General features: G+C 69.7%; 10 protein-coding genes, 1 tRNA gene and 3 pseudogenes. 10 read left to right on the forward strand and 4 right to left on the reverse strand.

Annotated features, from left to right (window positions below):
* The first annotated feature begins 37 nt into the window (after positions 1–37).
* From K1X59_RS06880 to K1X59_RS06900, 5 genes are all read left to right on the forward strand, one after another.
* On the forward strand, positions 38–580 hold the full coding sequence (locus K1X59_RS06880) for a DUF501 domain-containing protein (protein ID WP_183152261.1): 543 nt from the start codon (positions 38–40) through the stop codon (positions 578–580).
* Positions 577–1,890, forward strand: coding sequence for a S8 family serine peptidase (locus tag K1X59_RS06885; protein WP_183152262.1), 1,314 nt, complete (start codon positions 577–579; stop codon positions 1,888–1,890). The genes K1X59_RS06880 and K1X59_RS06885 overlap by 4 nt, the downstream gene beginning before the upstream one ends.
* A 25-nt stretch (positions 1,891–1,915) precedes the next feature.
* On the forward strand, positions 1,916–3,430 hold the full coding sequence (locus K1X59_RS06890; protein WP_220174194.1) for an NAD(P)/FAD-dependent oxidoreductase: 1,515 nt from the start codon (positions 1,916–1,918) through the stop codon (positions 3,428–3,430).
* 159 nt (positions 3,431–3,589) lie between these two features.
* Positions 3,590–4,504, forward strand: a complete 915-nt coding sequence (locus tag K1X59_RS06895) for a hypothetical protein (protein ID WP_258567144.1) — start codon at positions 3,590–3,592, stop codon at positions 4,502–4,504.
* Positions 4,505–4,617: 113 nt separating this feature from the next.
* On the forward strand, positions 4,618–5,283 hold the full coding sequence (locus K1X59_RS06900) for a DedA family protein (RefSeq protein ID WP_183152263.1): 666 nt from the start codon (positions 4,618–4,620) through the stop codon (positions 5,281–5,283).
* A 44-nt stretch (positions 5,284–5,327) separates the two neighbouring features.
* On the opposite strand, the gene K1X59_RS06905 is transcribed toward K1X59_RS06900, so the two are convergent.
* Positions 5,328–5,400: transfer RNA gene (locus K1X59_RS06905), tRNA-Leu, on the reverse strand.
* Between the two features lie 87 nt (positions 5,401–5,487).
* Here K1X59_RS06905 and K1X59_RS06910 point away from each other — a divergent pair.
* From K1X59_RS06910 to K1X59_RS06920, 3 genes and pseudogenes are all read left to right on the forward strand, one after another.
* Positions 5,488–6,733, forward strand: a pseudogene (locus K1X59_RS06910) (alanine racemase).
* Positions 6,730–8,043: a D-arabinono-1,4-lactone oxidase gene (locus tag K1X59_RS06915; protein ID WP_183152264.1), complete on the forward strand. Its 1,314-nt coding sequence runs from the start codon at positions 6,730–6,732 to the stop codon at positions 8,041–8,043. Before K1X59_RS06910 ends, K1X59_RS06915 begins: the two are co-directional and overlap by 4 nt.
* Before the next feature lie 92 nt (positions 8,044–8,135).
* Positions 8,136–8,702 (forward strand): LemA family protein, encoded by a 567-nt coding sequence (locus K1X59_RS06920; protein WP_029262976.1) that lies wholly within the window; start codon positions 8,136–8,138, stop codon positions 8,700–8,702.
* A 12-nt stretch (positions 8,703–8,714) separates the two neighbouring features.
* Here the strand turns inward: K1X59_RS06920 and K1X59_RS06925 are convergent, their stop codons facing one another.
* Positions 8,715–9,626 (reverse strand): hypothetical protein, encoded by a 912-nt coding sequence (locus K1X59_RS06925; protein ID WP_183152265.1) that lies wholly within the window; start codon positions 9,624–9,626, stop codon positions 8,715–8,717.
* Positions 9,623–10,882 carry a winged helix-turn-helix domain-containing protein gene (locus K1X59_RS06930; RefSeq protein WP_220174076.1) on the reverse strand — a complete coding sequence of 420 codons (1,260 nt, stop codon included), beginning with the start codon at positions 10,880–10,882 and terminating at the stop codon, positions 9,623–9,625. The genes K1X59_RS06925 and K1X59_RS06930 overlap by 4 nt, the downstream gene beginning before the upstream one ends.
* Before the next feature lie 87 nt (positions 10,883–10,969).
* Here K1X59_RS06930 and K1X59_RS06935 point away from each other — a divergent pair.
* Positions 10,970–12,165 (forward strand): annotated as a pseudogene (locus tag K1X59_RS06935) (AI-2E family transporter).
* A pseudogene (gene ilvA / locus K1X59_RS06940) lies at positions 12,162–13,390 on the forward strand (threonine ammonia-lyase). Before K1X59_RS06935 ends, ilvA begins: the two co-directional pseudogenes overlap by 4 nt.
* 66 nt (positions 13,391–13,456) lie before the next feature.
* On the opposite strand, the gene greA reads toward ilvA, so the two are convergent.
* Positions 13,457–13,945, reverse strand: a complete 489-nt coding sequence (gene greA, locus K1X59_RS06945; RefSeq protein WP_183152266.1) for a transcription elongation factor GreA — start codon at positions 13,943–13,945, stop codon at positions 13,457–13,459.
* Between the last annotated feature and the right edge of the window lie 48 nt (positions 13,946–13,993).

Genomic DNA, 13,993 nt, shown 5'->3' on the forward strand with positions numbered 1-13,993 from the left:
GGAGCATCCTCCCGGGCGGCTCCCCTACGCTGGAGGGGTGACCACGCCGCCGTTCCCCGCCCCCACGCCCGCCGAGCTCGCTGTCGTATCGGCCCAGCTCGGTCGTCCCGCTCGCGGCGTCGTCGGCATCGCGGCCCGGTGCACCTGCGGCAACCCGACAGTGGTCGCGACGACTCCGCGCCTTCCGGACGGCACGCCGTTCCCGACGTTCTATTACCTGACGCATCCTGCGGCCACGGCTGCGATGTCGACTCTGGAAGCCACGCAGGTGATGCCGGAGCTCGCGGCGCTCCTCACCGACGACGAGGACGTGGCTGCGGCCTACCTCGCCGCCCATGAGGCGTATCTCGCCGACCGGGCGCAGTTCGGTGACGTCTCCGAGATCGACGGCATCTCGGCAGGAGGCATGCCCACGCGCGTGAAGTGCCTGCATGCGCTGGCAGGACATGCGCTCGCCGCGGGGCCCGGCGTGAACCCGATCGGCGACGCTGCCCTGGCGCGGTCGTCCTGGTCGCCGATGGTCTGCCGGTGCGAAGACCCCGGTGCGGCGACGCGTGATGAGTCGGCGCCCTCGGCATGACCGCGCGTCGGACGCTGCGCAGCGCTGCCGCCATGGTGGTGGTGGCAGCGTCCGTCGCGCTCCTCGGCGCGTCGGCGACGCCGCCGCCGATCCCGGATGATCCGGCGGATCCGACGCGCGCGGCGGAGTACTGGCTCGACGGCGCGAGGATCCGGGAGGCGTGGCAGACCACGCGCGGAGAAGGCGTCACGATCGCGGTGATCGACACGGGTATCGGCAAGGTGCCCGGGGTGTTCGGCGATGCGGTGGTCGGCGGCACCGATGTGTCCGGAGCCGGCACACCGGACGGCCGCACGCCGCTCGGCGCGATCGACGGGAACCACGGATCGTGGGTGGCCTCGCTCGCCGCAGGCCGTGGCGCAGCGGACGGCACCGGCATGATCGGGGTGGCTCCGGAGGCCGATCTGCTGTCGATCTCGGTCGGATTCGGCGCCGCCGCAGCCGTACCCTTCACGGAGCAGGTCGCCAAGGGCATGCGCTGGGCCGTCGACAACGGCGCCGACATCATCAATCTCTCGTTCACGACGAACACGCTCGACTGGGACGAGAGCTGGGACGACGCGTTCCTCTATGCGTTCGAGCACGACGTCGTGGTGGTGGTCGCGGCGGGGAACCGCGGGAGCGGCACGAACATCATCGGCGCGCCCGCGACGATCCCCGGGGTGCTCACGGTGGGCGGCGTCGACCAGACGGGCACCGCGAGCGTCGAGGCGTCCACCCAGGGCATCACGATCGGGATCTCGGCACCCAGCGAGGGACTGCTCGGCGTCTCCGCCGACGGCGAGGTCGCGAGATGGCGCGGCACCAGCGGAGCTGCTCCGATCGTCGCGGGCGTCGCGGCTCTGATCCGCTCCGCCCACCCCGACATCAAGGCGATCGACGTCATCAACCGCATCATCAAGACGGCGATCCCGGTGCCGGACGCGATCAAGCCCCAGGACCCGCTCTACGGGTACGGACTCGTCGACGCGGCAGCCGCGATCTCCGCCGACGTCGCACCCGTGAGCGTCAACCCGATGGGGGACCTGGCCGAGTGGATCCGATTCTTCCGTCGAGCGGATGCGGAGCCCGAGCCGGAGCCGGTGCCCACGACGACGCCGGTCGCCGTGCCGCCTCTTCCGGCGGCCGACGCGCCGAGCGAGCCCGGTTCCCCGTTGCTTCCCAGCGCGGATTCACTGCGCTACGGTACCCTGCCGCTCATCGCGCTCACTCTGCCTGGTATCCTGATAGCGCTTGGCGTCACCGCAGCTGCCCGGCGCATCCGATCGGCGCGCGTTCCCGTACGCCAAATTCCCGACTCCGAGGAGTAGTTCTTCTGTGCCTCAGAACAGCACTGTGCCCAAGATCCTGATCGTCGGCGGAGGGTACGCAGGTTTCTACACCGCGTGGAAGCTCGAGAAGCACCTGCGCAAGGGCGAGGCCGACGTCACCATGGTCGACCCGCTGCCCTACATGACGTACCAGCCGTTCCTCCCCGAGGTCGCCGCCGGTTCCATCGAGGCCAGGCACTCGGTGGTCGCGCACCGCCGTCACCTCAAGCGCACCAACGTCATCACCGCCAAGGTGACGAACATCAACCATGCGCAGAAGGTCGCCACGATCACACCCCCGGTGGGTGACTCGTATGAGTTCGCGTACGACCAGATCGTCGTCACCGCCGGCGCCGTCTCCCGCACCTTCCCCATCCCGGGCATCGCCGACAACGCGATCGGGCTGAAGACGATCGAGGAGGCCGTCGCGATCCGCGACAAGGTCATGTCGAACTTCGACAAGGCGGCGTCGCTGCCTGCCGGCCCCGAGCGCGACCGTCTGCTCTCCGTCGTCGTCGTCGGCGGCGGATTCGCGGGTATCGAGGTGTTCGCCGAGTTGCGCTCGCTCGCCTCCTCCCTCGTCGGCAAGTACCCGCAGCTGAGCTTCGAGGACACGCACTTCCACCTCATCGAGGCGATGGGCCGCATCATGCCCGAGGTGTCGCTGAAGACCAGCGAGTGGGTCCTCAAGGACCTGGCGAAGCGCGGCGCCAACGTGCACCTCGACACCCAGGTCACGGGTGCCATCGACGGCAACGTCGAGCTCTCCACCGGCGAGGTCATCCCGACCGACGTCATCGTCTGGACGGCCGGGGTCATGGCCAACCCGACCGTCGTGCGCGGCGGTGACCTCCCCGTCGAGGAGCGCGGCCGCATCCAGACCCGTGCAGACCTCCGCGTCGGCACCCCCGAGGAGTTCGTCGAAGGCGCCTGGGCGGCCGGTGACGTCTCGGCTGTCCCCGACCTCTCGGGTGGTGGCGTCGGCGGCTTCTGCGTGCCGAACGCCCAGCACGCCGTTCGTCAGGCGAAACTCCTCGCGAAGAACCTCGTGGCCGTCCTCCGTGGCGAGAACCCCAAGGAGTACTTCCACAAGAACCTCGGCGCCGTCGCGGGTCTCGGCCTGTACAACGGCGTCTTCCAGTCCGGCAAGATCGCCCTCAAGGGCTTCGTCGCCTGGGTCGCGCACCGCGGCTACCACGGTCTCGCGATGCCGACGTGGGAGCGCAAGTTCCGCGTCATCTGGGGCTGGTGGAACAACCTGTGGCTCGGTCGCGACCTGGTGAACCTCGAGACGGTGCAGAACCCGCGCTACGTCTTCGAGGAGTTCGCCGCTCGTCCCCGTCCGGCCGCGCCGGCGACGCCCGCTGCGGATGCTGCTCCGGCCACGAAGGCAGAGCCTGTCGCGAAGAAGCCTGCGGCGAAGGCTGCGCCTGCGGCTGCGGCCGAGGACGTCGCGAAGAAGCCCGTCGCGAAGAAGCCTGCGGCGAAGAAGGCTTCCGCCTCGAAGGCCGCTGAGCCCGCGGAGGCTGCTGCCAAGTAGTCGTCCACGACGCACCTCGAGATCGGCCCCGGAGCGCACTGCGCCCGGGGCCGATCGTCGTTCCGGCGGCGCGTCTCCGAGGCGACGCACAGGTGGGATCGGTAACGTCACCGGTGCAAGGGGAGTATTCCCGTCTGCAGCGTCGTCGTCATTACGAGCATGAGAACGTGCTCCGGCCCGCTGGCCCGCGAGGGTGGAAGAGACCTGGCACCCGCACTGCGGGTCGCCGAGAAACCCCTGCCGTCGTCCTGGCGCCATGGATCCCGGTGGCTCGCCCCACGAAAGGGACACCATGGGAAAGCTCTCCCGCCTGATGGGCATCGCCTCCGACGCACTCGAGAAGAGCTCCGGGCGCGGCTCGCACTCGTCGGACGGAGCCCGGTCGACGGACTGGAGCGGGATGCTCCGCGGCGCCGTCGATGCCGTCCGTGGGCAGGGCGAGCCGTCCGATCGGCGACCTCCGGCGTCAAGCGACCCGTATGCGCCACCCGCCGCACCGGGGAGCGGTCGCGCTCCACGTACACGGCAGCGCCTGTCGCCGACGGGTATGCGCCTCCGGCACCAGGGACGTCACGGAACGCGCAGACCGCGACCGACGTCGACCGGGCGGCGATCGCCCGCTACGACTACCTGCTTCGGACGGCGGATCCGCAGCGCGTCGAGCAGATCCACCGCGAGGCGTTCGCGCGCCTGACTCCGGAACAGCGCGCGCTCGTCGAAGCCCGCATGCGGCAGGAGTTCGAGCCGGGCGAGCGTCCGCGGTCCTCGTCGCCGGATGACCTGGCCCGTGCCGCCGGGCGCGCAGAGGCCATGAAGCCCGGCCGGATGCGTGGTCTGCTGTCGCGGGCACGGGGCGCAGGTGCCGGGGGTGCTGCGGTCGCCGCCGGTGGCGCGGCCGTCGGAATGCTCGGAGTCGTGGCCGGGGAGCAGTCCTCAGCAGCGTCGCAGGACCTCTGCTGGAGCAGGCGGCGAACATCGGCGTCGACTTCGGCGCGCTGGCGGAGGGCGTCGACGTCGAGTCGTTGGCCGCCGGCATCGATGTCGAGTCGCTCGCGGGCGGGGCCGGGGATCTGATGGGATCAGCCGGGGAAGCGGTGTCGGGAATCGGCGATGCGGCGAGCGGGTGGGGTGAGCGGCTCGGCGACCTCGGGATACCCGGGCTCGGCGACATCTTCGGGCGCTGATCGATGAGCCTCGCCAGCACCGCCGACCACGGGTTCACGGGCCTCACCGGCTTCGCCGCCGACGTCCTGACCGCCCTCGGCGATGTCGGGGTCGGCGTCCTCGTGTTCCTCGAGGTTCTGATCCCACCCATCCCGAGCGAGGTCGTCCTGCCGTTCGCGGGGTACCTGAGCCAGAGCGGAGATCTGCACCTCGGCTGGCTGATCTTCTGGAGCACCCTTGCCTCCTGGCTCGGGGCCCTGCTGCTCTACGGCCTCGGAGCGGCGATCGGTATGAAGAGGGCGGTGCGGCTGCTGGCCGCGACACGACTGGTGAGTCGGTCCGACTTGGAGCGGGGGTCCGACTGGTTCGTCCGCAGCGGCGGCTGGACGGTGCTCGTCGGGCGCATGGTGCCAGGGGTGCGCAGCCTCATCTCGATCCCGGCCGGCGCATCCCGCATGAACCTGATCACCTTCAGCGTGTATACGGTCATCGGCAGCGGTGCGTGGAACACGCTGCTCATCGGCGTCGGGGCGGCTCTGGGCACACAGCACGAACAGCTGGAGCACTACCTCGGCTATCTCGACTACGTCGTGTACACGGCGATCGCCGTCGCACTCGTGGTCCTGGTCGTGCGACGCGTGCGGGAGGCGGCGGGCGCGAAGAAGGCTCTCACCGAGCAGGAGGACTGAGGGACCGGGGCGACTTGGCGCCGTGTCTCGCCGCCTCCACCGGGTGCCCCCGCTGGGACTCGAACCCAGACTGAAGCGATTTTAAGTCGCCTGCCTCTGCCATTGGGCTACGGGGGCCGCGCCGCCAGCCTATCGCCGCGCTGCAGGTGCGACCCGGTGCCGCGGGACGTGATCCGGAATACGAGGAGGCCTTAGGGTGGGGGAGTGCTCGACCTCATCGATGAACTGAGCCCCGTCCACGGTGCGTCCTCTGTTGCTCCCGAGTGGGAGGACCCGGCTCGCTACTGGCCGCGCCTCTCGGCCGCCACCGGGCACCTGCCTGCGCCCGTCGCGGTGATCGACCGCGACGCCCTCCGTTACAACGCCATGGACCTCCTGGTCCGTGCAGGCGGTCTCCCCATCCGCGTGGCATCGAAGTCGGTGCGTGTCCGTGCCGTGCTCGATGCGGTGCTGAAGCTCCCGGGATTCCGCGGGATCCTCGCGTTCACGCTCGAAGAGGCACTCTGGCTCGCAGAGACGCACGACGACATCGTGATCGGGTACCCGACCGTGGACCGGGCGAGCCTCGAGCGGTTGTTCGCCGACGAACAGGCGGCGCAGCGCATCACCCTGATGGTCGACGACCTCGTGCACCTCGACCTGATCGACAGCGTCGCCGGTCCGTCGGCACGCCCCGAGATCCGTGTCGCGATCGACGTGGACGCCTCGTGGCGCTCGTCCCTCCTCGGGCACATCGGCGTGCGTCGATCAGCGCTCTTCAGCCCGGGGAGGTCGCGGCCTTCGCCAGGAAGGTCGTCGCGCGACCGGGATTCCGCCTCGTCGGTCTGCAGATGTACGACGCGCAGATCGCGGGGCAGGGCGACGATGCCGGCGCGGACGCCCCGCTGATCCGCATGGTGCAGGCGCGATCGCGGAACGAGTTGCGCGATCGGCGGGCGCACATCGTCGGGGCGGTCACCGCGATCGCGCCGATGGAGTTCCTCAACGGCGGCGGCACGGGGTCGCTCGAGTTCACGGGCAGCGACGAGTCGCTCACCGAGGCGAGCGCCGGCAGCGGTCTTCTGGGCGGGCACCTCTTCGACGGATACCGTTCGTTCCGCCCGGCTCCGGCCTCCGCTTTCGCCTTCGATGTCGTGCGACGCCCGGCGGTCGACATCGCCACGGTGCTCGGTGGAGGGTGGATCGCGTCCGGCCCCCGGTCGCTTCCCGTCAGCCCCTGCCGGTCTGGCCCGCGGGGCTGCGGACGCTCCCGCGCGAAGCGGCGGGCGAGGTGCAGACCCCGCTGCAGGGTCCCGCGGCCACGTCGCTCGGCGTGGGGGATCGTGTCTGGTTCCGACACGCCAAGAGCGGCGAGCCCGCGGAGCGGATCGACCGGTATCACCTGGTATCGGGGGAGCAGGTCATCGACGAACTCCCGACGTATCGCGGCGAGGGAAAGGCGTTCCTGTGACGAGAATCGGCGGCTCCTGGCAGAACTGGGGCCGATCCGCCTCGGTTCGTCCGGTGCGTGTGGAGCGTCCGCGGAGTCCCGAGGGGGTGCAGCGGGCCGTGATCGCAGCGGTCAAGCACGGCCTCACCGTGAAGGCCGTCGGCGCGGGGCACAGCTTCACGGGAATCGCGGTCGCGCCCGGGGTCCTGCTCGAGCTCGACGACCTGCAGGGCCTCGTCTCGGCGGATGCCGCCACAGGGCGTGTGACACTGCTCGCCGGTACGCGGCTGCATCGCATCCCGGGGCTGCTGGCGCCCTACGGACTCGCGATGGAGAACCTCGGCGACATCGACCGGCAGTCCATCTCCGGCGCGATCTCGACCGGTACCCACGGCACCGGGGCGGCGTTCGGCGGCCTGGCGACCCAGGTGGTCGGGGTGACGATGGTCACGGCCGCCGGGGAGTTCCTCCGCATCGACGACGAACACGAGAGCGGGCTGCTTCCGGCAGTGGCTCTCGGACTCGGCGCACTCGGCATCATCGTCGAGGTGACTCTGCAGTGCGTACCCGCCTTCGTGATGCACGCGATCGACGAACCGGCGCCGTTGGACGACGTGCTCGAGACGCTCGACGAGCGCGTCGCCGGAGCCGACCATTTCGAGTTCTACTGGTTCCCGCACACCGACGTCGCTCTGACGAAGCGTCAGACGCGTCTGCCGGAGTCGACCGTGCGTCGGCCGCTTCCGGTCATCGGGCGCTGGATCGATGAGACGTTGCTGTCCAACGGCGTGTACCGCGCGGTGTGCGCTGCCGGGCAGGTCGCTCCGGCGATCACACCGCCCTTCAGCCGTCTCGCGGTGAAGCTCACCGGGGATCGCGAGTACACCGAGCGTTCGCACCGCGTGCTCATCCAGAGCAGGACGGTGCGCTTCCGTGAGATGGAGTATGCGCTCCCGGTCGAGAACGTCGTGCCCGCCTTCCAGGCGGTCCGCGCCCTCATCGCCCGCCGCGGATGGCGGATCGAGTTCCCGATCGAGGTGCGTTTCGCGGCCGAAGACGACCGTTGGTTGTCGACCGCCTACGGGCGCGCGAGCGCGTACATCGCCGTGCACCGCTATTGGCGCGCGGACCCGACCGAGTACTTCGGCGCCGTGGAGGAGATCATGCTCGAGTTCGGCGGACGCCCGCACTGGGGCAAACTCCACACGCTGACGGAGGAGACGCTGCGCGATCGCTATCCGCGGTTCGGGGACTTCGTCGCATTGCGCGACCGCCTCGATCCCGACCGGCGATTCGCGAACCGCTATCTCGAGCGGGTCCTCGGCTCGTGATCCGAGAGGGCACGATACCCGTCGCGCGCGCCCAGTCCACGTGCAGGGTGCGCGTCTAGGATGAGAGAAACACGAGGAAGGGTGGGCCTCTGATGGAATGGCTCGTGCCGGTACTGATCGTTGTCGGAGTGATCCTGCTCGCCGGCATCTATCTGTGGGCCACGTACAACTCGCTGGTGCAGCTGAAGGTGCGCGTCGACGAGGCGTGGAGCGGCATCACCGTGCAGCTCAAGCGACGGGCCGACCTCATCCCGAACCTCATCGAGACGGTCAAGGGCTACGCCTCCCATGAGAAGGCCGTGTTCGAGAACGTGACCCGTGCACGGGCCGAGACGCTGTCGGCAGGCGGTCCGGGGGAGGCGGGCATCGCGGAAGGGCACCTCCAGCAGGCCCTGCGCAGTCTTTTCGCGGTCGCCGAGGCGTACCCGCAGCTTCAGGCGAGCACGAACTTCCTCCAGGTGCAGCAGGCTCTGGTCGACACGGAAGACAAGATCCAGGCCGCGCGCCGGTTCTACAACGGTGGTGTGCGCGAGCTCAACACAAAGATCAAGGTCTTTCCGAACAACCTCTTCGCCAAGGGCCTCGGCTTCACTGAGCGCGAGTTCTTCGAGGTCGCCGACAGCAGCGCGATCTCCGAGCCTCCGCGGGTGCAGTTCTGACGCGACGCGCTCTCACCACGAGGTGAGGACCAGGTCGTCATCCGTGAAGGACACGTCTCCGCGCACGCTCCACGACGTCGTCCGATACGTCGTGCTTCGTTCCGCGTCGTCCTGACCGGTCCCGCTCACCGTGGCGACCAGCACACCCCCGACCGCATCGAAGCCGTCGTCTGACAGTGTGAGCACGGGTAGCTGCTCCACGCGATAACGGATCTCGGAGACCGACCGGAACTCCGTCCCCCAGGGGATCCGTATGCCGCAGCCCTCCGGCATCGTCTCGGCCGGCTCCGTGCAGGCGGCGAGCTGTGCGTCGAGCGTCTTCTGCGCCGCCGTCGTGGCCTCGAGACGCAGCGTGCTCTCGACGTCGACCTCCGCGGATCCGCCGGGCAGCGCGACCACCGTCCCCCGTCCATCGAGCAGTCGTGATGGTGCAGCCGCGACCTCATAGGCCGCGGGCAGGAGAAGCGTTTCTTCGCCCACCGGAACCGTCTGGTCGCCGATGGTCACGAACGAGCCGATCCTCGCCGTGGCCGTCACGGCGCCCATTCCGGAGGCGTCCACAATCCAACGTCCGCTCGCGGGCACGAGGGTCAGCGCGGCGGCGTGCTCGTCTCCACCCAGTCGGAACGTGATCTCGGCGGTCACGCGCTGTCCGGGCGCGCCGTCGGCCTCGCTGACCGACGTCACCGCGGCATCCTCGATGTGAGCGCTCGCGTGAGCGAACGCATCGAGCGCCGTCGGGGATGCGTCGACGCCCGTGTCCTCCACGGCGGAGGGATCCCCTGATTCGAGAGCGTGCAGATAGCCCAGGGCGGCTTCCTGCGGCGTCGGTGAGCGCGTGGCCGCGAACCAGATCCCCGCACCGGCCGCGATCGCCGCGACACCCGCCGCAGCCCCGATCAGCGCCCACCGACGTCGACTCATGGGGCGGTCTCCCGCGCGTGCAGGTGTCGGTGCACGGAGGTGGTGGCGTGTGCCGTCAGAGCCGCATGCAGCGCCGCCGTCGCATCGCCCCAGCCGGAGACCGACACATGTTCGAGGCCCTGCCATGCCGCAGCGAGGGCGAGCTCGCTCGCGATGGCCTCGGCGTCGCCGGGACGCGCCTGCGGCTCCCACCATGCGGACTGCACCTGCAACGTCGCGGTCGCGCGGTCGGCCTTGAGATCGACGCGTGCCGCGATCCTGTCTCCCACCAGCACCGGGAGCGAGTAATAGCCGTACTTGCGCTTCTCGGCGGGCACGTAGATCTCGATGCGATAGTCGAGGTCGAACACCCGGAGTGCGCGGTCGCGGAACCAGACCACCGGATCGAACGGGGTCAGGACGGCGGCCGTCCCGACCCTCCGGGGAAGGACCGCTTCGTGGTGCCGCCAGGCGGCGAGCGGACGGCCGCCACGCTCCCAGCCACGCACGTGCACGGGGTGGAGCTCGCCTGCATCGACGAGATCGGCGATCGACCGGGCGACCGCCGCTCTGTCGCGGATCCGGTAGTAGTCGGCCAGGTCGGCTTGCGTTGCGACGCCGCTCGAGCGGGCCGCGCGGCGGGTCAACTCCCGGATCGCATCCGCGCGGGAGATCTCCTTCGAGCGGATGCCCTCGGGGATGACCTGCTCGGCGAGCGCATACGTCCGTTCGAAACCCTTGCGTCCGCTGACGGCGACATCGCCGGTCCGCCAGAGGTGCTCGAGTGCGAGCTTGACCTCGTCCCAGTCCCACCAGGTTCCGCGCTCTCGGGGGACATCGACGCGGAGGTCAGCCGGCCGCAGCGGACCCCGGGCGCGCAGTTCGTCCTGCACCCACTGCACCGTCCGAGCGTTGGTGCTCATCCACGAGTCCGCGTCGGTCCACTTCCGCCGGAAGTCGTCCATGCGGAACCGCCACAGCGGCCAGTCGGCGACCGGGATGAACGTCGCTTCGTGAGCGAGGTACTCGACGTAGTGCGTGGTGCGGGAGAGGAAGACCCGGTCGAGGAGCGCCGGCTCGTACGCGCCCAACCGCGAGAAGAGCGGCAGGTAGTGCGAACGGGCGAACACGTTGACGGAATCGATCTGGAGCACCCCGAGGCGGTCCATCACCCGGTGGACGTGACGTGCGGTGACAGTCGAGGGGCGGGCGCGCGTGAAACCCTGAGCGGCCAGCGCGATGCGGCGCGCCTGAGTCGAGCTGAGGGTGTCGGTCACGTCGCCAGGGTATCTCCGGCCGCCGACATCGTCATGTTCGATGAAGGATGCGTCGAACGGCATACGGCTTGACCGTAGACTTGGGCGATGAGCGAGGACCAGCGACCCCGGCTGCGAGATCTCTTCCGTCCGCGCCCGGTCTCCACCGACCGCACCGTGACGACCGAGGCCGACGAGGCAGTGCCTCTGCCGCTGCGGATAACGGCGGGCTATGCCTGGCGCCTGCTCCTGATAGCGGCGGCGATCGGCGTCTTCATCTGGCTGGTCATGCTGCTGAAGCTCCTGGTCATCCCGCTGATGGTCGGCATCCTGATCACCGCCCTCCTGTGGCCCGCGTTCTCCTGGATGCTGCGGCGCGGGTTCCCGCGTTGGCTGGCGATCGCGATCTCCTGATCGGCACGGCGGCGATCGTCACCGGGCTGATGTGGCTCGTGGTCTGGCAGGTGCGCGCGCAGCTGCCCGATGTCCAGGCGCGCTCGACCGAGGCCTTCGACCAGTTCCAGGTGTGGTTGCACGAGGGGCCGCTGAGCCTCTCCGACACGCAGATCGCCGATTACGTGCAACAGGGGCTCGACTTCCTCACCGAGCAGACGCAGGCGCTCTGGACCGGCGCTCTGGCCATCGGGACGACCGTCGGCCACGTCGCCACCGGCGCGCTGCTGTCGCTGTTCATCCTCATCTGCCTCCTGGCCGACGGCGCCGGCATCTGGCGCTGGACCGTCAAGATCTTCCCGCGCAAGGCGCGGCCGGCTGTCGACGGCGCCGCCCGCAACGGGTGGACCACGATCGTGAACTACGCGCGGACACAGCTCTTCGTCGCGACCATCGACGCGATCGGCATCGGGCTCGGGGCCTTCCTCCTGCAGGTGCCCCTCGCGCTCCCGGTCGCCGTCTTGGTCTTCCTCGGCTCCTTCATCCCGATCGTGGGTGCCGTGGTCACCGGAGCCGTGGCGGTGTTCCTCGCGCTCGTCTACAACGGTCCCTGGATCGCCCTGTGGATGCTCGTCGTCGTGCTGGCGGTCCAGCAGATCGAGGGGCACATCCTGCAGCCGATCATGATGGGCTCCGCCGTCAAGGTCCATCCTCTCGCCGTCGTCCTCGTGGTCGCCGGTGGAGCGATGATCGCCGGCATCCCCGGCGCCCTCTTCGCCGTTCCGTTGGCGGCCTTCGTCAACGTCGCGGCCGTGACCATCAGCTCGGGGTCGTGGCGCACGGGCGCCGGTCCGAGCGGCGACCTTATCTGGAGCACAGTTCCGCGCGAGCGGAGACGGAGGAATCGATGAGCGCAGTCCCCAGCCTGACCGAGTTCGAGCACGCTGCTCAGAGTCTGGCTGAGGTGATCTCGCACACGCCGACGCTGCCGTCGCGAGCCCTCTCCGACATCCACGGCGGACCCGTCGTGTTGAAGATGGAGAACCTTCAGCGCACAGGCTCCTTCAAGATCCGCGGCGCGGCCTACCGGCTCTCGCGTCTGAGCGCCGAGGAGCGGTCGCGGGGTGTGGTCGCGGCGTCGGCAGGAAACCACGCTCAGGGAGTCGCCCTCGCGGCACAGGCGCTCGGCATCCCCGCCACGATCTTCATGCCGCTCGGCGTCCCGGTCCCCAAGCTCCTCGCCACCCGCGGGTACGGGGCCGAGGTGGTGCTGGAGGGGAGACGGTCGCGACCTCGCTCCGTCTCGCCGCCGAGTTCGCCGACCGCACGGGCGCGGTGCTGATCCACCCGTTCGACCACCGCGATGTCGTGATCGGTCAGGGAACCCTCGGACTCGAACTGCTGGAGGACGCCCCCGACGTCGACACGGTGGTGTTGGGTATCGGCGGTGGCGGGCTCATCGCCGGTGTCGCCGCAGCGGTCAAGGCGCGAGCCGCCGAACTCGGGCGCACGGTCCGGATCATCGGAGTCCAGGCCGAGAACGCCGCGGCGGTGCCTCCGTCGCTGGCGGCCGGTGAGCCTGTCGACATCGTCACGCGTCCGACGATCGCCGACGGCATCCTGGTCGCGCGCCCCGGCGACATCCCGTTCGACATCATCAAGGATCTCGTCGACGAGGTCGTCACGGTCTCCGACGACGATCTGGCGCGCGCGATCCTCATCCTGCTGGAGCAGGCGAAGGTCGTGGTGGAGCCGGCGGGCGCGGCAGGGGTCGCGGCGATCCTCGCCGGCAAGGTGTCGGGGCCGGGGACCACGATGGCCGTCCTGTCGGGCGGGAACATCGATCCGCTGCTGCTGCAGCGCGTGGTCTCGCACGGCCTCGCGGCCTCGGGCAGATATCTCACCATCCGGATCCCGCTGCCCGACCGCCCCGGGCAGCTCGCCCGCGTCTCCGAACTCATCGCCGAGGCCGGCGCGAACGTGATCGAGGCCATGCACACGCGGCACGGCCACGGGCTCCAGATCAGTGACGTCATCCTCGAACTCAGCGTCGAGACACGTGGTCCCGAGCACTCCGAGCACACGCTCGACACGCTGCGTCGGGCCGGTTTCGAGCCCATCCTCGTCCCGGACTGAATCTCAGCGCCGCACGTGAAAGCGCCCCCTCGTCCGCGCGGATGAGGGGGCGCTTTCGCATGCGTCTCAGCCCGTGTAGGTCTCGACCTTCACGATCTCGACGCTGATGTCGCGTCCGTTCGGCGCCTCGTACGACGACTTCTCGCCGACCTTCAGGCCGAGGATCGCCTGGCCGAGCGGGCTGGCCTCGCTGTAGACGTCGAGGTCGCTGCCGACGGCGATCTCGCGGCTGCCGAGGAGGAAGACCTCTTCTCCGCCCGCGACGACGGCGGTGACGACCGTGCCGGGCTCGACGATCCCACGGCTCGCGGGAGCTTCACCGACCTTGGCGGTCTTCAGCAGACCCTCGAGCGTGCGGATGCGGGCTTCCTGCTTGCCCTGCTCGTCCTTCGCGGCGTGGTACCCGCCGTTCTCCTTGAGGTCGCCTTCTTCGCGGGCCGCCTCGATGCGCTTGGCGATCTCGTCGCGGCCGACGGTCGACAGGTGCTCCAGCTCGGCGACGAGCCGGTCATACGCTTCCTGCGTGAGGAAGGGAACCTGAGCATCGGTGGACATGACGAAGCTCCTTCTTTCCGGATCCCTCCGACGTGCTGCGGGGGATAT

Source organism: Microbacterium sp. Se5.02b (assembly GCF_019464375.1).
Lineage (GTDB): Bacteria > Actinomycetota > Actinomycetes > Actinomycetales > Microbacteriaceae > Microbacterium.